Source organism: Streptomyces sp. NBC_01515, from assembly GCF_045040345.1.
Lineage (GTDB): Bacteria > Actinomycetota > Actinomycetes > Streptomycetales > Streptomycetaceae > Streptomyces.
In genome coordinates this window covers 7013187-7031246 of sequence record NZ_CP109416.1, presented here as the reverse complement: position 1 = coordinate 7031246, position 18060 = coordinate 7013187, and the positions used below count along the sequence as shown (strand labels likewise).

Annotated in this window: 18 protein-coding genes; 12 read left to right on the top strand and 6 right to left on the bottom strand. The window is 71.2% G+C overall.

Features of this window, described 5'->3' with window-relative positions:
- Positions 1-125: 125 nt before the first annotated feature.
- Positions 126-1574 (bottom strand): NAD(P)H-quinone dehydrogenase, encoded by a 1449-nt coding sequence (locus OG407_RS32025; RefSeq protein ID WP_405863041.1) that lies wholly within the window; start codon positions 1572-1574, stop codon positions 126-128.
- A gap of 389 nt (positions 1575-1963) precedes the next feature.
- Between OG407_RS32025 and OG407_RS32020 the strand changes: the two genes are divergently transcribed.
- The 3 genes from OG407_RS32020 to OG407_RS32010 all read left to right on the top strand — a co-directional run bounded on the left by OG407_RS32020 (position 1964) and on the right by OG407_RS32010 (position 5163).
- The gene (locus tag OG407_RS32020) at positions 1964-2401 is read left to right on the top strand and encodes a gamma-glutamylcyclotransferase (protein ID WP_327401721.1); all 438 of its coding nucleotides are present in this window, start codon (positions 1964-1966) and stop codon (positions 2399-2401) included.
- A gap of 183 nt (positions 2402-2584) precedes the next feature.
- Positions 2585-3409: a purine-nucleoside phosphorylase gene (locus OG407_RS32015; RefSeq protein WP_403583541.1), complete on the top strand. Its 825-nt coding sequence runs from the start codon at positions 2585-2587 to the stop codon at positions 3407-3409.
- Between the two features lie 113 nt (positions 3410-3522).
- Positions 3523-5163: a phospho-sugar mutase gene (locus OG407_RS32010; RefSeq protein ID WP_405863040.1), complete on the top strand. Its 1641-nt coding sequence runs from the start codon at positions 3523-3525 to the stop codon at positions 5161-5163.
- A 68-nt stretch (positions 5164-5231) separates the two neighbouring features.
- Here the strand turns inward: OG407_RS32010 and OG407_RS32005 are convergent, their stop codons facing one another.
- A complete protein-coding gene (locus tag OG407_RS32005) occupies positions 5232-6872 on the bottom strand; it encodes a hypothetical protein (RefSeq protein WP_405863039.1) in 1641 nt (546 codons plus the stop codon).
- Between the two features lie 56 nt (positions 6873-6928).
- The gene (locus OG407_RS32000; protein ID WP_403583535.1) at positions 6929-7624 is read right to left on the bottom strand and encodes a PH domain-containing protein; all 696 of its coding nucleotides are present in this window, start codon (positions 7622-7624) and stop codon (positions 6929-6931) included.
- A gap of 187 nt (positions 7625-7811) precedes the next feature.
- Between OG407_RS32000 and deoC the strand changes: the two genes are divergently transcribed.
- The 3 genes from deoC to OG407_RS31985 are packed head-to-tail and all read left to right on the top strand — an operon-like array spanning position 7812 to position 11125.
- Entirely contained in the window at positions 7812-8771 is a 960-nt protein-coding gene (deoC, locus tag OG407_RS31995; protein ID WP_405863038.1) for a deoxyribose-phosphate aldolase, read from the top strand.
- Between the two features lie 5 nt (positions 8772-8776).
- The gene (locus OG407_RS31990; RefSeq protein WP_405863037.1) at positions 8777-10231 is read left to right on the top strand and encodes an aldehyde dehydrogenase family protein; all 1455 of its coding nucleotides are present in this window, start codon (positions 8777-8779) and stop codon (positions 10229-10231) included.
- Complete coding sequence (locus OG407_RS31985) at positions 10232-11125, top strand: aldehyde dehydrogenase family protein (protein ID WP_405863036.1); 894 nt, start codon at positions 10232-10234, stop codon at positions 11123-11125.
- 107 nt (positions 11126-11232) lie between these two features.
- Here the strand turns inward: OG407_RS31985 and OG407_RS31980 are convergent, their stop codons facing one another.
- Positions 11233-11637 carry a hypothetical protein gene (locus OG407_RS31980; RefSeq protein WP_328679741.1) on the bottom strand — a complete coding sequence of 135 codons (405 nt, stop codon included), beginning with the start codon at positions 11635-11637 and terminating at the stop codon, positions 11233-11235.
- Positions 11638-11764: 127 nt separating this feature from the next.
- Here OG407_RS31980 and OG407_RS31975 point away from each other — a divergent pair, with 127 nt between their 5' ends.
- Positions 11765-12412, top strand: coding sequence for a uridine kinase (locus OG407_RS31975; RefSeq protein WP_405863035.1), 648 nt, complete (start codon positions 11765-11767; stop codon positions 12410-12412).
- Between the two features lie 178 nt (positions 12413-12590).
- Here OG407_RS31975 and OG407_RS31970 read toward each other — a convergent pair whose 3' ends face one another.
- Positions 12591-13328, bottom strand: coding sequence for a SigE family RNA polymerase sigma factor (locus tag OG407_RS31970; RefSeq protein WP_403583518.1), 738 nt, complete (start codon positions 13326-13328; stop codon positions 12591-12593).
- A 278-nt stretch (positions 13329-13606) separates the two neighbouring features.
- Here OG407_RS31970 and afsQ1 point away from each other — a divergent pair, with 278 nt between their 5' ends.
- The 5 genes from afsQ1 to OG407_RS31945 all read left to right on the top strand — a co-directional run bounded on the left by afsQ1 (position 13607) and on the right by OG407_RS31945 (position 17475).
- Positions 13607-14284, top strand: a complete 678-nt coding sequence (gene afsQ1 / locus OG407_RS31965) for a two-component system response regulator AfsQ1 (RefSeq protein ID WP_019055771.1) — start codon at positions 13607-13609, stop codon at positions 14282-14284.
- Positions 14281-15867 (top strand): ATP-binding protein, encoded by a 1587-nt coding sequence (locus OG407_RS31960; protein WP_405863034.1) that lies wholly within the window; start codon positions 14281-14283, stop codon positions 15865-15867. The genes afsQ1 and OG407_RS31960 overlap by 4 nt, the downstream gene beginning before the upstream one ends.
- On the top strand, positions 15864-16508 hold the full coding sequence (locus tag OG407_RS31955) for a hypothetical protein (RefSeq protein ID WP_405863033.1): 645 nt from the start codon (positions 15864-15866) through the stop codon (positions 16506-16508). Before OG407_RS31960 ends, OG407_RS31955 begins: the two co-directional genes overlap by 4 nt.
- Before the next feature lie 117 nt (positions 16509-16625).
- Positions 16626-17177 (top strand): VanZ family protein, encoded by a 552-nt coding sequence (locus OG407_RS31950; RefSeq protein WP_405863032.1) that lies wholly within the window; start codon positions 16626-16628, stop codon positions 17175-17177.
- 94 nt (positions 17178-17271) lie between these two features.
- Positions 17272-17475 (top strand): PspC domain-containing protein, encoded by a 204-nt coding sequence (locus OG407_RS31945; protein WP_033280213.1) that lies wholly within the window; start codon positions 17272-17274, stop codon positions 17473-17475.
- 75 nt (positions 17476-17550) lie between these two features.
- Here the strand turns inward: OG407_RS31945 and OG407_RS31940 are convergent, their stop codons facing one another.
- Positions 17551-17919 carry an ATP-binding protein gene (locus OG407_RS31940; RefSeq protein WP_328679746.1) on the bottom strand — a complete coding sequence of 123 codons (369 nt, stop codon included), beginning with the start codon at positions 17917-17919 and terminating at the stop codon, positions 17551-17553.
- Positions 17920-18060 lie beyond the last annotated feature (141 nt).

The window sequence follows — 18060 nt, the reverse complement described above, 5'->3', positions numbered from 1 at the left end:
GTTTGCGCCGAATAACGGAAGTTGTTCGTACAGCAGGACCGGAAGTGGTATAGGGCCTAGTCTCGCCGCCTATGCCGCCCGAATGGTCGACAACTCCCCGTGACCAGCGGGGAGTCCGTTTCGGCTCAGACTTCGCCCGTCACCTTCCGCGTGTGGAGCTGCCGGGCCACCTCGGCGATCGAGCCCGAAAGAGACGGGTAGACGGTGAAGGCGTTCGCGATCTGTTCGACCGTCAGGTTGTTGTCGACGGCGATCGAGATGGGGTGGATCAGTTCCGAGGCGCGGGGCGCCACGACCACACCGCCGACGATGATGCCGGTGCCCGGACGGCAGAAGATCTTGACGAAGCCGTCCCGGATGCCCTGCATCTTCGCGCGCGGGTTGCGCAGCAGCGGGAGCTTCACCACGCGGGCGTCGATCTTGCCGCCGTCGACGTCGGCCTGGCTGTAGCCGACGGTCGCGATCTCGGGGTCGGTGAAGACGTTCGAGGAGACCGTCTTCAGGTTGAGCGGGGCCACCGCGTCGCCCAGGAAGTGGTACATGGCGATACGGCCCTGCATCGCGGCCACCGAGGCGAGCGCGAAGATCCCGGTCACGTCACCGGCGGCGTACACGCCCGGAGCCGTCGTACGGGAGACCTTGTCGGTCCAGATGTGGCCCGAGTCGCGCAGCCTGACGCCCGCCTCCTCCAGGCCCATGCCCGCGGAGTTCGGGATGGCGCCGACGGCCATGAGGCAGTGCGAGCCGGTGATGACACGGCCGTCGGCGAGGACGACCTCGACCTTGTCGCCGACGCGCTTGGCGGACTGGGCGCGGGAGCGGGCCATGACGTTCATGCCGCGGCGCCGGAAGACGTCTTCGAGTACGGCGGCGGCGTCCGGGTCCTCGCCGGGCAGGACCCGGTCACGGGAGGAGACGAGGGTGACCTTGGAGCCGAGGGCCTGGTAGGCGCCGGCGAACTCGGCGCCGGTGACACCGGAGCCGACCACGATCAGCTCTTCGGGGAGTTCGGTGAGGTCGTAGACCTGGGTCCAGTTCAGGATGCGCTCGCCGTCCGGGCGGGCGTCGTCCAGCTCGCGGGGGTGACCGCCGGTCGCGATGAGGACGGCGTCGGCGACGAGGGTCTCCTCGGTGCCGTCGGCCGCCTTCACGATCACCTTGCGGGAACCGTCGATGGCCTGCATGCCGTCGAGCCGGCCCCGGCCGCGCATCACACGGGCGCCGGCCCGGGTCACGGACGCGGTGATGTCGTGCGACTGGGCGAGCGCGAGGCGCTTCACACGGCGGTTGACCTTGCCGAGGTCCACGCCGACGACCCGGGCCGCCTGTTCCAGGGGCGGGGTGTCGTCGGCGACGATGATCCCCAGCTCCTCGTACGACGAGTCGAAGGTGGTCATCACCTCGGCCGTCGCGATAAGGGTCTTCGACGGGACGCAGTCGGTCAGCACCGACGCCCCGCCCAGACCGTCGCAGTCGACGACGGTCACCTCCGCGCCGAGCTGCGCTGCCACCAGCGCCGCTTCATAGCCGCCGGGTCCGCCACCGATGATCACGATCCGAGTCACGTACCCCATTGTCCCGCACGCTTCAAGGTGCTTCCGCCCGGGGGCGAGGGCCCTGCCGGGCGGAGGGGGGCGGTGGACGGTGAGCCGGAGTCGTCGGTACAGGTGAGGGAGGCGCGGGGTGGGCGGCAGGGTGTGAGCGAAGTCAAGAACCCGGGGGCAGGGGCGGGCGCCTGTGGGGTGGGGCCGAGCAGCCATCGGCCGTTGCGGCGACGGGGCCCGGAGTGCGGCGGCGGACGCGGGCACGAAAGGCGGCGGCAGACGCGGGCACGAAAGGCGGCGGCGGACGCGCGGGCCCCTGCGGGTGCGGCTGCACACCCCGGCCCTCCCCATACCCCGGTGTCGTGAGGTACCCCCGGTTACGGGAGTGGCGGGTGGTTCCGCTGCCGTACTCTCGAAGCATGTCGCTCTACGCCGCGTACGCCGGCAATCTCGACGCGCGGCTGATGACCCGCCGCGCCCCGCACTCGCCGTTGCGCGCCACGGGCTGGCTGAACGGGTGGCGGCTGACCTTCGGCGGCGAGCACATGGGCTGGGAGGGCGCGCTCGCGACGATCGTGGAGGCCCCGCGCTCCCAGGTCTTCGTCGCGCTGTACGAGATCGCGCCGCCCGACGAGGACTCCATGGACCGGTGGGAGGGCGTCGGCCTCGACGTCTACCGCCGCATGCGGGTCCGGGTGCACACCCTGGAGGGCGAGGAACCCGTCTGGCTGTACGTCCTCAACGGGTATGAGGGCGGGCTCCCGTCGGCGCGGTACCTCGGTGAACTCGCGGACGCCGCCGAGTCCGCGGGCGCGCCGCACGACTACGTGATGGAGCTGCGGAAGCGGCCCTGCTGAGGGTTCCGTACAGCTCTGCCGCGGGTTCCGCACGGCTCTGCCGCGGGTTCCCCGTGATTCCGCTGAGGGTTTCCCACACATAACGCCCGTCACAGGTCTCGTTGGAAACGACAAGACAACGATCGCCATCCCGTGCGCTCTGTCATCTACGCGCGTAGGCCCAGACCAGCTACGCTCATCCGCGTGAACGCATCTCTTCTTCCGGACGACATCCAGGGCGACCCCCACGCCGCCGCTGACGCCGCCGCCACGCGCCTGCGCGAACTGACGGGCGCCGAGACCCACGACGTCGCCCTTGTGATGGGCTCCGGCTGGGGACCGGCCGTCGACGCCCTCGGCGTACCCGAGGCCGACTTCCCCGTCACCGAGCTGCCCGGTTTCCCGCCGCCGGCCGTCGAGGGACACGGGGGCAGGGTCCGCTCGTACAAGATCGGTGACAAGCGCGCGCTGGTCTTCCTCGGCCGTACCCATTACTACGAGGGCCGCGGTGTCGCCGCCGTCGCGCACGGCGTCCGCACCTCCGTCGCCGCCGGCTGCAAGACCATCGTCCTGACCAACGGCTGCGGGGGGCTCCGCGAGGGTATGCGGCCCGGGCAGCCGGTCCTGATCAGCGACCACATCAACCTGACCGCCACGTCCCCCATCGTCGGCGCGAACTTCGTCGACCTGACCGACCTGTACTCCCCCCGGCTGCGCGCCCTGTGCAAGGAGATCGACCCGGCTCTGGAGGAGGGCGTCTACGCCCAGTTCCCCGGGCCGCACTACGAGACTCCGGCCGAGATCCGCATGGCCCGGGTGATCGGGGCGGACCTGGTGGGCATGTCGACGGTGCTGGAGGCCATCGCCGCGCGCGAGGCGGGTGCGGAGGTGCTGGGCATCTCCCTGGTGACGAACCTCGCCGCGGGTATGACCGGCGAGCCGCTGAACCACGAGGAGGTTCTTCAGGCCGGCCGGGATTCCGCTTCGCAGATGGGGTCACTGTTGGCCCAGGTCCTCGGGCGGTTGTAGGCACCGTCCCCAGGGGGCTCCGCCCCCTGGACCCCCGGATGTTTCCCACCGACCCACCCGTTCGCCGTCGGCCAGGAAGCCGACGTACCACCCCCACGAGAGGTTGCCCCGACGTGCACGACGACGAACTCATCGCGCGGGCCAGGACCTGGCTCGCCGAGGACCCCGACGCGGACACCCGTGACGAGCTGGCCAAGCTCATCGACGCCGGGGACGTCGCCGAACTCGCCGAGCGCTTCAGCGGCACCCTCCAGTTCGGCACCGCCGGACTCCGGGGCGAACTCGGCGCCGGGCCCATGCGGATGAACCGTGCGGTCGTCATCCGGGCCGCCGCCGGACTCGCCGCGTACCTCAAGAAGACCGGCCACACCGACGGAACCGGCACCGTCGTCATCGGCTACGACGCCCGCCACAAGTCGGCGGACTTCGCCCGCGACACGGCCGCCGTGATGGTCGGCGCGGGACTCAAGGCGGCCGTGCTGCCCCGCCCCCTCCCCACCCCCGTACTCGCCTTCGCCATACGGCACTTGGGCGCGATCGCGGGCGTGGAGGTCACCGCCAGCCACAACCCGCCCCGGGACAACGGTTACAAGGTCTACCTCGGCGACGGCTCCCAGATCGTGCCCCCGGCCGACGCGGAGATCGCCGCCGAGATCGAGGCCATCGGCTCACTGCACGACGTGCCCCGACCCACCACCGGCTGGGAAACCCTCGACGACAGCGTCCTCGACGCCTACCTCGCCCGCACCGACGCCGTCCTCACCCCCGACTCCCCCCGCACCGCCCGCACCGTCTACACCGCGATGCACGGCGTCGGCAAGGACGTACTGCTGGCCGCGTTCGCCCGGGCCGGGTTCCCGGAACCCGTGCTCGTCGCCGAACAGGCCGAGCCCGACCCGGACTTCCCGACCGTCGCGTTCCCCAACCCGGAGGAACCCGGCGCGATGGACCTCGCCTTCGCGCAGGCCCGCGCGAGCGACCCCGACCTGATCATCGCCAACGACCCCGACGCCGACCGCTGCGCCGCAGCCGTGAAGGCGGACGGGAACTGGCGGATGCTGCGCGGCGACGAGGTCGGTTCGCTCCTCGCCGCACACCTCGTGCGACGCGGCGCCCGGGGCACCTTCGCCGAGTCGATCGTCTCCTCGTCCCTCCTCGGCCGTATCGCCGAGAAGGCGGGTCTGCCCTACGAGGAGACCCTCACCGGCTTCAAGTGGATCGCCCGGGTGGAGGGCCTTCGCTACGGCTACGAGGAAGCCCTCGGCTACTGCGTCGACCCGGACGGCGTGCGCGACAAGGACGGCATCACGGCCGCCCTCCTCATCACCGAGCTGGCGTCCGAGCTGAAGGCCGAGGGGCGCGATCTGCTCGACCTCCTCGACGATCTCGCCGTGGAGCACGGTCTGCACGCCACCGATCAACTCGCCGTCCGCGTCGAGGACTTGACCGTCATCGCGGACGCCATGCGGCGGTTGCGCGAGCAGCCGCCGACCGCGCTCGCGGGGCTGGCCGTCACCAAGGCCGAGGACCTGACCGAGGGCACGGAGAAGCTCCCGCCCACGGACGGCCTGCGCTACACGCTCGACGGCGCCCGGGTCATCGTCCGGCCCAGCGGCACCGAGCCCAAACTGAAGTGCTACCTGGAGGTCGTGGTGCCTGTGGCCACGCACGCCGATCTTCCGACGGCCCGCGCGCAAGCCGCCGAGACCCTCGCGACGATCAAGCGGGAGCTGTCGGCCGCGGCCGGTATCTGAGCCGTAGCGGAACACACGACACGGGGTGTCCCTGTCCGGGGGCACCCCGTGCTCGTCCCGCGCTGCGGTCAGGACAGCCAGCGCGTAGCCAGCAACACGGTCCAGGCCAGGCCGAGAAGCAGGGCGAACGGCCACAACTGGCGTCCCCGTTCGCCCACTTCGCTCTCACCGGTGGGGCGCAGGGCGGGGTCGGCGATCATCGCGGCGAGTTCGGCGGCCAACGCGTCGTAGGGATGGGCGAGTTGGCGTCTGCGCTGCAGCCAGGGCCAGCGGGGTGCGGCCATCGACCAGTCGTCGCCGTCGCGCACGCGCAGCTGGAGTTCGAAGGACTCCCTGCGGGCCGCGCGGAGGTCGTCCCAGGGGATGTGGCGCGGGGCGCGCAGCCGGTTCAGCCAGATGCCGGTGCGGTCGGCGGTGATGCGCCAGCGCAGTTTCACGGGGACGCGGACGGCGCACATCAGGCCGAGGAGGAGGAGCAGCCCTCGGAACCAGAGGCTGTCGTCGATCCCCAGCAGGAAGTACCCCAGGCACCACTGGGCGGTCAGGAAGCCCGCCAGCCAGTCCACCGGCCCGGCCCGCCAGCGCCGTACCGGCACCACGGTGGTCCCCGCGCGCAGGGTCGCGGCCAGTTCCTCGTCCCGGGCCGCCCGGACCGCCGCCCGCTCCTCCCGGACGAGCCGCCGCCGCGCGGCGCCCTCCGGCAACGGTCGTACGGGCCCGGTCGACCACTCCGTCCCCGGCGGCTCGCCGGGCTTCTCCGGCGCGGTCAGCAGCAGGATCTCGGCGCCGTCGTAAAGGGTGCCGTACAGGACGGCCTCGCGCAGGGGAGCGGGAGCGCCGGTCTTCGCGGGCGCGTCGAGGAGTTCCTCCAGCTCCTCCACCTCCGCCTCGTCGTTCCCCTCCCCCTCTTCTTCCGCCCTCGTCGCGACCGTGCAGAGCGGCCGTAGCGCCTCCGTGTCGTCCGTCGCGTAGATCACGGCGTCCTCGTGCTCGTCCTTGCCGACGAGGACGCGGAGCACGGGTGCGGGTGTCCTGCGCAGCGTGAGGGCCCGTCGTCGGCCGAGGGTTCCGGAGAGGAGGAGGGTGAGTGCCAGGCCCACGACGAACAGGCCCTCCGCGACGGCCAGTTGGCGGTCGCCCGCCGAGTGCCACAGGCCGGAGGTGGCGAGCAGTACGACTCCGGGTACGGCTGTACCGGCCCCGAACCTGAGGAGGAGTCGGCCCCTCCGCACCGGCCCGTCCGCGTCCGGCGGCACGGCGGTGACCCCGCCGGTCGCGGCCAGGGCACGCTGCCGCTGGCGGGCACGCGCGCGTGCCCGTAGTTCGGTGGCCGTCACGGAGGCCAGGACCAGCAGGGCGGCACACACCAGGACCGGCCACGGCAGCCCGGTCGCCCGGACCGCCACCAGCACGATCAGCCCGGGGGCGGAGAACCGTACGACCTCGGGGCGCCACAGCCACCAGACGACCTGGAGCGGCAGGAGCGCGATCAGGTCCGGGGGCAGGTCGGTCGTCGCCAGCAGGCCGAAGGCGGCGAACAGGGCGCACCAGACGGCCAGTTCGACGGCCCAGCGCCGCGGCCGGACCGGCACCCACCACGGCAGGACCGCACCGGCCCACACGCGCGCGTGCTCCGCGTTCCAGTCCACGCACCCGTCGGGTATCGCGGTGGCGGGCAGCGGCGACGACTCCCGGACGTTCGCGGTCATGACATCCCAGAGAGGTAGGGGTGGGGAGGTGTGAGTACGGGGGTGTGCCCGTCCGGTCAGCCCGTCGCCAGCAGGATCGCCAGGAGTACGGCACCGGCGACCACCGGCGCGATCACCTCGTACGCCCAGCGCACGGTGACCTCGCCCTGCGCCGACTCCGCCTGCTCCCTGGTCTCCAGCAGCTCGCGCAGGTCGGCCATGATCTGGTCGGACTCCGCGCGCGTGGGCCCGGCCTGCACGGCGCCGCCCCGCATGCCGCTGCCCGCGCCCATGCCGCCGCCGAACCCGCCGATGCCGCCGCCGAAGCCCAGGGCGCCGGATCTGCCGCCGCGCCGCGCTCCCGCCGCCTCCGCCGCGGCCTTCGCCTCACGCCGTGCCGCCTTCTTGCGGCCGCGCAGCGAGACCGGGACCGACCACAGCTGGAACTTGGCGCCCGACTTCGTGACGACCTCGTTCGAGAACCCGGACCGCAGACTGGCGATCTCGCCCCACGGCAGTACGACGAGCCGGAACGGGTTGCGGACGCGCAGCCGGTCCGGGCCCGCGTACACCGCCGGGCGGAGCGTGAACGCGGCGATCGCCGGGACCACGAGGATCAGGCCGGCCAGCGCGAGCCACGGGGTGCGGCCGTGGCCGGACACAAGGGCGTCGATGCCGAGCCAACAGGCGATGGCCAGCAGCAGGACACCGCCGATGAGGCCCGCGGGTGAGCGGTAGATCCGGTCTTTGGGCTCGGGGTGCGGGGTCGTCATGGTGCCGATTCTGCCTCAGAGGTGCGCCTGCTCGCCGTTGGGGACCTCTTCGTCCGCGAGTGCGGGTGCGTGGGTGGCTGGTCGCGCAGTTCCCCGCGTCCCCAGGGCATGCACCTCGGCGGTGTGCCCAAGCTCGACCTCCGGGGTGTACAGCTGCTACGCGCGTAGATATGCTCGGGTGGTGACCATGCCCACCACTGCACCTGCTGCTGCACACGCACTCGGCGAGGTAACGGCTTCCGACAGCACGCTGCGCCGTTTCCTTCACGGGCTGCCCGGCGTCGACGCGGTCGGCCTGGAGGCGCGTGCCGCCTCGCTCGGGACCCGTTCCATCAAGACCACCGCGAAGGCGTACGCCATCGACCTCGCCATCTCGATGGTCGACCTGACGACGCTGGAAGGCGCGGACACCCCCGGCAAGGTCCGGGCGCTCGGCGCCAAGGCGGTCCGCCCCGACCCGACCGACCGCACGAGCCCCTCGACCGCGGCCGTCTGTGTCTATCCGGACATGGTGGCCACCGCGAAGGAGGCCGTCGCCGGTTCCTCCGTGAAGGTCGCCTCCGTCGCCACCGCCTTCCCGGCCGGCCGCGCCGCGCTCGCCGTGAAGCTGGCCGACGTGCGGGACGCGGTCGCCGCGGGCGCCGACGAGATCGACATGGTCATCGACCGCGGGGCGTTCCTCGCGGGCAACTACATGAAGGTGTACGACGAGATCGTCGCCGTGAAGGAGGCCTCGGGCGCCGCCCGCCTGAAGGTCATCTTCGAGACCGGCGAACTCTCGACGTACGACAACATCCGCCGCGCGAGCTGGCTCAGCATGCTGGCCGGCGCGGACTTCATCAAGACGTCGACGGGCAAGGTCGCCGTCAACGCGACTCCCGCGAACACCCTGTTGATGCTGGAGGCGGTCCGCGACTTCCGCGCCCAGACCGGCATCCAGGTCGGCGTGAAGCCCGCGGGCGGTATCCGCACCTCCAAGGACGCGATCAAGTTCCTGGTCATCGTCAACGAGACGGCGGGCGAGGACTGGCTGGACAACCACTGGTTCCGCTTCGGCGCGTCCTCGCTCCTGAACGACCTGCTGATGCAGCGTCAGAAGCTGGCCACCGGCCGCTACTCCGGCCCCGACTACGTGACGGTGGACTGACCATCATGGCTACTTTCGACTACGCACCCGCCCCCGAGTCCCGCTCGGTCGTCGACATCGCGCCCTCCTACGGCCTGTTCATCGACGGCGAGTTCACCGAGGCGGCCGACGGCAAGGTCTTCAAGACCGTCTCCCCCTCCACCGAAGAGGTCCTCTCCGAGATCGCCCAGGCGGGCGAGGCGGACGTCGACCGCGCGGTGCGGGCCGCCCGCAAGGCCTTCGAGAAGTGGTCGGCACTGCCCGGCTCCGAGCGCGCGAAGTACCTGTTCCGCATCGCCCGGATCATCCAGGAGCGCAGCCGCGAACTGGCCGTCCTGGAAACCCTGGACAACGGCAAGCCCATCAAGGAGACGAGGGACGCCGACCTCCCCCTGGTCGCCGCGCACTTCTTCTACTACGCGGGCTGGGCCGACAAGTTGGACCATGCCGGCTTCGGCGCGAACCCGCAGCCGCTGGGCGTCGCGGGCCAGGTCATCCCCTGGAACTTCCCGCTCCTGATGCTCGCGTGGAAGATCGCCCCGGCACTGGCGACCGGCAACACGGTCGTCCTGAAGCCCGCCGAGACCACCCCCCTCTCGGCGCTGTTCTTCGCGGACATCTGCCGCCAGGCCGGCCTCCCCAAGGGTGTCGTCAACATCCTTCCTGGCTACGGCGATTCGGGCGCCGCGCTCGTCGCGCACCCGGACGTCAACAAGGTCGCCTTCACCGGCTCCACGGCGGTCGGCAAGCAGATCGCGCGGACCGTCGCGGGCACGACCAAGAAGGTCACCCTCGAACTCGGCGGCAAGGGCGCGAACATCGTCTTCGACGACGCCCCCATCGACCAGGCCGTCGAAGGCATCGTCACCGGCATCTTCTTCAACCAGGGCCAGGTCTGCTGCGCGGGCAGCCGCCTGCTCGTCCAGGAGTCCATCCAGGACGAGCTGTTGGACTCCCTGAAGCGGCGGCTCTCCACCCTCCGCCTCGGCGACCCGCTCGACAAGAACACGGACATCGGCGCGATCAACTCCGCCGAACAGCTCTCGCGCATCACCACACTCGTGGAGCAGGGCGAGGCGGAGGGTGCCGAGCGCTGGTCCCCGTCCTGTGAACTCCCGTCCTCCGGCTACTGGTTCGCCCCGACGCTCTTCACGAACGTCACCCAGGCGCACACCATCGCCCGCGACGAGATCTTCGGCCCGGTGCTGTCCGTGCTGACCTTCCGTACGCCCGAGGAGGCGGTCGCGAAGGCCAACAACACGCAGTACGGCCTCTCCGCCGGCATCTGGACGGAGAAGGGCTCCCGCATCCTCGCGGTCGCGAGCAAGCTGCGCGCGGGTGTCATCTGGTCCAACACGTTCAACAAGTTCGACCCGACCTCGCCGTTCGGCGGCTACAAGGAGTCGGGCTTCGGCCGCGAGGGCGGTCGCCACGGCCTGGAGGCGTACCTCGCCCCGTCGAGCCCGGAGGGCGAGCGATAAATGAGCACAGTTGATGCACGACTGTCCGTCTTCAAGACCTACAAGCTGTACGTCGGCGGGAAGTTCCCGCGTTCCGAGAGCGGCCGGGTGTACGAGGTGACCGACTCAAAGGGCAAGTGGCTGGCGAACGCACCGCAGTCCTCCCGCAAGGACGCCCGTGACGCGGTCGTAGCGGCCCGCAAGGCGTTCGGCGGCTGGTCCGGCGCGACGGCCTACAACCGCGGCCAGATCCTCTACCGCATCGCCGAGATGCTGGAGGGCCGCAAGGACCAGTTCACGCGCGAAGTCGCGGACGCGGAAGGCCTGTCCAAGTCCAAGGCAGCCGCGGTCGTCGACGCGGCGATCGACCGCTGGGTCTGGTACGCGGGCTGGACGGACAAGATCGCGCAGGTGGTCGGGGGCGCGAACCCGGTGGCGGGCCCGTACTTCAACCTCTCCTCCCCCGAGCCGACGGGCGTGGTCACCGTCCTGGCCCCCCAGGAATCATCGTTCCTGGGCCTGATCTCGGTCATCGCCCCGGTGATCGCGACCGGCAACACGGTCATCGTCATCGCGAGCGAGAACTCCCCGCTCCCCGCCCTGTCGTTGGGCGAGGTCCTGGCCACCTCCGACCTCCCCGGCGGAGTCGTCAACGTCCTCTCCGGCAGGACGGCGGAGATCGCGGCGCCCCTGGCCGCACACCAGGACGTCAACGCGATCGACTTGGCCGGCGCGGACGACGTACTGGCGAAGGACCTGGAGATCGCAGCGGCCGACAACCTCAAGCGAGTCCTCCGTCCACAGCCTGTGGATTACACGGAGACTCCCGGCATCGACCGCCTGACAGCCTTCCTGGAGACAAAGACGGTCTGGCACCCCACGGGTTCACTGGGGGCGTCGGGGTCGTCCTATTGAGCAGGCCGCAGGCCGCTCAGTAGGGGCGCGGGGAACTGCGCGACCAGCCACGACGGACGCGCACCCGGCAACGAGACCGCAGTTCCCCGACCGCCCCGCAACTCAACTCACCCCCCGAGCAGCCCCGTCACCTGCCCCACCACCGGCATACTCCCGATCGACTGAGCCTCGGCCACCGGCCCCGTCAACGCCTGCGAGGCCAACGGCTGAAAGTCCGCGAGCTGGGTCGCGACCCCGTTGTCGAGCGGGTCAACACCCGTCCCCGCAAGCGGGTTGGGCTTGAGACCCGCGACCGGCCCGGTGACATACCCGACCGTGCCGGTGAGCGCACCGAGCCCCGCCGCGGGGTCGATCTTGCCCAGAGACGTGGGCCGCGTCCGCATCGCGTCGACAACCGGCGCGGTGTCCGCGGCGGCCGACGCCGCCCCCGCACCGAGGGCGACTCCGGCGGTCGCGAGGGCGACCAGGGCGCGCTGGGCGGTCGGATGCTGGGGGGACGTGTGTCGTGCCATTGCTGGTGCCACCTTCTGGTGCGCAGGGTAATCAGGTCAGCACGAAGGGTAGTTGACGTGTGATGCGCGTTCCACTGGCGACCCGCGGGGTCGGCAGGACGTACGGAATGCGTCAAACTGGTGTCCCGTGAGCATCCTTTCCCCGTCACCGGCCCGTGTCGTGCTGCTGTGTGGCCCTTCGGGTTCCGGCAAGTCCCTCGTCTCCGCCCGGTCCGGTCTGCCCGTGCTGCGGCTCGACGACTTCTACAAAGAGGGCGACGACCCGACGCTGCCGCAGGTGGCGGGGAGTTCGGACATCGACTGGGACCACCCCGACTCGTGGGACGCGGACGTCGCGGTCGCCGCGATCGTCGAGCTGTGCCGCACGGGCCGTACGGACGTGCCGGTCTACGACATCTCGCTCAGCGCGCGCACGGGCACGGAGGCGGTCGACGTGGGCCGGACCCCGTTGTTCATAGCGGAGGGCATCTTCGCCGCCGAGGTCATCACCCGGTGCCAGGAGCTGGGCGTGCTCGCGGACGCGCTGTGCCTGAGCCGCGGCCCGATGCGCACCTTCCGGCGCCGTTTCCTGCGGGATCTCCGGGAGGGCCGTAAGTCCGTGCCGTTCCTGTTGCGGCGGGGCTGGCGGCTGATGCGGCTGGAGCGCTCGATCGTGGCCCGGCAGACCGGACTCGGCGCGTACGCCTGCGACAAGGACGAGGCGCTGGGCAGGCTCGCGGCGGCTGCGGTGGGCCGGCGCCCGGCACGGACGACTCCGGCGCCCTCCGCGCCGTAGACCCAAGAAAAAGCGGGACTGGACGGACCCCCCGGCCCTCCAGTCCCGCTCTCCCCGTTCCCCCGTGGTACTTCCCCCGTGTTTCCCCCCATGGTCCCCGTGACCCCGTCGGCACCCCCCGGTACCGATCCCCCGCGGTCCCCCCGGACCTCCCCCGTTACCTACTCCCCCCCAACCTTCAGGCGACAAGCTCCCCGAAGGCGTCCTCCTCGTCACGGCCGAAGCTGAGGACCTCGTCCTCGCGCATGCGGCGGAGCGACCGCCAGATGCTGGACTTCACCGTGCCGACACTGATGTCGAGGATCTCCGCGATCTCCGGGTCCGTGCGGCCCTCGTAGTAGCGGAGGACCAGCATGGTGCGCTGGAGTTCCGGCAGCCGGGACAGCGCCTGCCACAGGACCGCGCGCAGTTCCGTGCCGCGCATCGCGTCCGTGTCGCCGGGCGTCTCCGGCAGTTCCTCGGTCGGGTACTCGTTCAGCTTGCGGCGGCGCCACGCGCTGATGTGCAGGTTGGTCATGGTGCGGCGGAGGTAGCCCCCGACCGCGGCCTTGTCGCTGATCCGGTCCCACGCCTTGTACGTCGAGAACAGCGCGCTCTGCAGCAGGTCCTCGGCCTCGAAGCGGTCGCCGGTCAGGTGGTACGCGGTGGCGTACAGGGAGGCGCGGCGCTCCTGGACGTAGGCGGTGAACTCCGCCTCCGACAGCGAGTGCCGCTCCCCCGTGTCCTCCCTGTACGCGCTTCCCCCGTGCGCTTCCCCCGTGTGCGCGTCAACCACCGTCATGTAACCGGTGTGCTGACGCCCAGTGCCGCGAGCGCACCCCCGCCCGCTCACGGCACCGGACTTCTCGGAACCCCGGGTGACGTCGTGCAGACGCGTGATGACTGCGTTGTTGCTGGTGCTGTGCAGCGTGTTCATCTCGCGCCCCCCGTAGTGGACTTGCCCGGTGTTCGGATGTTCCGGCTCGGTTCCCTCGTGGTTCCTTGCCTGTGCCGAAAATCCTGCCGGGGTCACTTCATGGACGTGTCCCCCGACTGTCACAGACCTGTCACAGGGCCCCGTCTCTGCGGCTGCCCTCAGAAAACGGACAGTCCGGTCACAGAAAAGGGCGCTACGGGTGCGCACACCTACCTACAAGGGCTACGTACACGTACAGGTGTCGAAACCCCACCCCCACATGGGCCAGAATGAGCCCCGTGCCTTCCCTGTTGCTGATCGAGGACGACGACGCCATCCGGACGGCCCTGGAGCTCTCGCTGACGCGCCAGGGACACCGGGTAGCCACCGCTGCCAGCGGCGAGGACGGTCTGAAGCTGTTGCGTGAGCAGCGGCCGGACCTGATCGTGCTGGATGTGATGCTGCCCGGCATCGACGGTTTCGAGGTGTGCCGTCGTATCCGGCGCACGGACCAGCTGCCGATCATTCTGCTCACCGCGCGCAGCGACGACATCGACATCGTCGTCGGACTGGAGTCCGGTGCCGACGACTACGTGGTCAAACCCGTGCAGGGGCGCGTGCTGGACGCCCGCATCCGGGCCGTGCTGCGGCGCGGCGAGCGGGAGGCGAACGACGCGGCGTCGTTCGGTTCGCTCGTCATCGACCGGGCCGCGATGACCGTCACGAAGAACGGCGAGGACCTCCAACTCACGCCCACCGAGCTGCGGTTGCTGCTCGAACTGAGCCGGCGGCCCGGACAGGCCCTGTCCCGGCAGCAGTTGCTGCGCCTGGTGTGGGAGCACGACTACCTCGGTGACTCGCGGCTGGTGGACGCCTGTGTCCAGCGGCTGCGCGCCAAGGTCGAGGACATCCCGTCGTCCCCGACCCTCATCCGTACCGTGCGCGGCGTCGGCTACCGCCTGGACTCGCCTCAGTGACCGACGCACCAGGGGGGATCCGCGGCTGGCGCCCGGGTCGTAAGGGAGTTCTGTGGCGGCTGCGGTTCACCAGCCTGCGCCTCAGGCTGGTCGTGGTCTTCGGCCTGGTCGCGCTGACCGCCGCCGTGTCCGCGTCCGGCATCGCGTACTGGCTCAACCGCGAGGCGGTCCTCACCCGCGCCCAGGACGCCGTCCTGCGCGACTTCCGCCAGGAGATGCAGAACCGCGCGGGCGCGCTGCCGGTGCACCCCACGCAGGACGAACTGATGCGCACGGCAGGCCAGATGGCCAACAGCAGCCAGCGCTTCAGCGTCCTGCTCGTCGGCGAGGACGCCAACGACAAGACGGTCTACGGCAACTCGGGCGGCCTGAACGGCTTTTCGCTGGAGGACGTGCCCAAGTCGCTGCGGACGGCGGTGAACAAGCAGCAGTCGGTGTCCGACGGCAACAAGGAGCCGTACCACCTGTACTGGCAGCGGGTCACCGAGCACGGCACGCCGTATCTGGTGGCCGGGACCCGGATGATCGGCGGCGGGCCGACCGGCTACATGCTCAAGTCCCTTGAGCCGGAGGCGAAGGACCTCAACTCCCTCGCCTGGTCGCTGGGTATCGCGACCGGGCTCGCGCTGATCGGTTCCGCGCTGCTCGCGCAGGCCGCCGCGACGACCGTCCTCAAGCCCGTGCACCGGCTCGGCATCGCCGCGCGCCGGCTCGGCGAGGGCAAGCTGGACACCCGGCTGCGGGTCTCCGGGACCGATGAACTCGCCGAGCTGGCACGGACGTTCAACCAGACCGCCGAGGCGCTGGAGAAGCGGGTCGCCGACATGGCCGCCCGGGACGACGCCTCGCGCCGGTTCGTCGCCGACATGTCGCACGAGCTGCGCACCCCGCTGACCGCGATCACGGCGGTGGTGGAGGTGCTCGAAGAGGAACTCGACGCCGAGACCGGCAGCGTGGACCCGATGATCGAGCCCGCCGTACGCCTCGTCGTCAGCGAGACCAAGCGGCTCGGCGACCTCGTCGAGAACCTGATGGAGGTCACCCGCTTCGACGCGGGCACCGCCCGGCTGGTCCTGGACGACGTCGACCTCGCCGACCAGATCACCGCGTGCATCGACGCCCGCGCCTGGCTGGACGCCGTGGACCTGGACGCCGAGCGCGGCATCCACTCCGTGCTCGACCCGCGCCGCCTGGACGTCATCCTCGCCAACCTCATCGGCAACGCCCTCAAGCACGGCGGCTCGCCGGTCCGGGTCTCGGTCCGGCTGGAGGACGACGACCTCGTCATCGCGGTCCGCGACCACGGGCCCGGCATCCCCGAGGACGTCCTGCCGCACGTCTTCGACCGCTTCTACAAGGCGAGCGCCTCCCGGCCCCGCTCCGAGGGCAGCGGCCTCGGCCTCTCCATCGCCCTGGAGAACGCCCACATCCACGGCGGCGAGATCACCGCCGCCAACTCCCCCGACGGCGGCGCGGTGTTCACCCTGCGGCTGCCCCGGGACGCCTCCACGCTCACGGAGGAGACGGAGACCGACAAGGGCGAGGGCGACGGCTCGGTCGGCTCCGAGGGGAACGCGTCATGACCGTACGACAGTTGACGGCCCGGTCCCGCGAACGTGCCCTGCCGGTACGGCCGTTGCTGGCGCTGCCCCTGCTCGGTCTGCTGCTCGCCGGGTGCGGGATCCGGGCCACGGAGGTGCCGACCGACTTCGGGGCGGCGCCGTCCCGGGTGCCGTGCACGCTCACCGAGCCGGACGGGTCGCCGCAGGCCGCGCGCGGGGTGCCCGTGCAGGTGTTCCTGCTGTGCGGGTCGTCGCTGGTGACCGTCGACCGGGCCGTACAGGTGCCGGACGGCACGGCGGACGTGCAGCGGCGCGTCATCGTCGCCCAGGGGCTGCTGGACCAGCTCGCGGAGTCGCCGTCGTCGGGCGAGAAGGACGCCGGGTACACGACCGACGTGCGCGGCGGCATGACGGTGAGCGGGCCGCGCGCCAAGGATCCCAAGGACGCGCTGCGGCTGAGCAATTCACCGGCCGACCTGACGTCGTACGCGCTCGCCCAGATCGTCTGTACGTTCTCCGACTCGGCCGCGGCCGAGGGCGACGGCTCCGTCATCCTCGGCGGCCCGGACGGCTCGCCGCTGCGCCGTTACGAGTGCACGGACGACGTCCGCTCCGACCCGGGCACCAAGGCGCCGCCGTCCAGCGAGGTGACGGGCGGCTGAAGCCGCGTGCGCCCCGGAGGTGAACGAGGCGCGAAAAGGGGCGTGTGGCGCATGCCTCACCCTGGTGCCCGGTGCCTACCCGGAACCGATCGTGCCGGAGAGGGCGTCTTGTGGGGCGTGCAGCGTCAAGGCTCCATCGGCGGCAGCGCCGCGATTCGCATCCGTGTGACAGGAGGTGTCCTCCTCGTCGCACATCTCGTGCTCGTCGCCTGGGTCACGCTGCGCCCAAGGGATGTCCCCTGGGTGATGCCCCCGAATCTGCACCCGCTGGCCAGTATCCGGGCCGATCTGGCCATGGGCTGGCCGGAGGCGTCGAAGCGGATCGGCGAGGGCCTCGCGCTGCTGGCCCCGCTGGGTGTCCTGCTCCCGATGGTCAGCGGCCGGCTCCATGTCTCCCCGCTCGCGTCCTTCATCCGTACGGTCGCGGCGGGCGCCCTGCTCTCCCTGGGCATCGAACTGCTGCAGACCGGGGTGCCCGGCCAGGTCGTCGACATCGACTCGCTGCTGATGAACACGGTGGGCGTGGCCCTCGCGCACGCCGCGATCGTTCCTGCGGCCCGTTCCTGGCTCCGCCGCAGGGCCGAGAGCCGACCGCCCCTGACCGTCCTCCAGGAGGAACCGACTCAGGGACGGACCCCGACGATTCCCAGGGTCGGCATCGCACCGTAGAGCGACGCCGGGCGGGCGGCGGCTCCGTACGGTTGAAGGCAGATGGGGCGACCACACGGGGAGCCTCGGACAGCCGCTCGCGAAGGAGCCAACCATGACCGCCATTGCCCGCCCCACCCAAGGCCGCATGATCGGCGGAGTGTGCGCAGCGCTGGCGCGGCGCTTCGGTACCTCCGCGACCACGATGCGGGTGATCTTCCTGGTCTCCTGCCTGCTGCCCGGCCCGCAGTTCCTGCTCTACATCGCGCTGTGGATCCTGTTCCCGGCCGAGGACAAGGTGCGCACCGAGGCCTGGTAGGACCCCGGCGCACGTACGCCGATGGGGCGCACCCTCGTCCAGGGTGCGCCCCATCGGCGCGTTCGGGGGCGGGGCTCAGCCCAGCGGGATGCCGTTCAGCGGGACGCCGTGGGTGGGCAGGCCCGTCTGCGACAGGGGCAGGCCGCCCAGCAGCCCGGCGACGGGCGCGGTCGGGCCGTCGGACAGCACCTTCTCGGCGGCGGGCTGCACGGCGGACAGACCACCCGCGAGCGCGGGCTGCGCCTGGCTCAGGGCCTGGCCGGCGCCCGGCAGCGCCTTGGCTACGTTCTCCGCGGGCAGCGTGTGGGTCACGGTGCCCAGCGCCTGGGTGGCGTCCGGAAGCGCCGGAGCCGCCACGGCGGCTGAAGCCGACCCGGCGGCAACAGCGGCGAAGGCGGCACCGAGGGCGGCGACACCGAGGGTCTTGGCAGCAGACTGCTTCATGGTGAATGCGTCCTTGAATGGGGTGACGGGGGATGTGAGCGGTCCAAGACCGTAAACACGCGAAGGCATCCGCCGCAAACATCGAAATGCGGACGGATTGTGAACACCCGCCCGCATTCCGGTCCCACCCCTCAGCCCCGT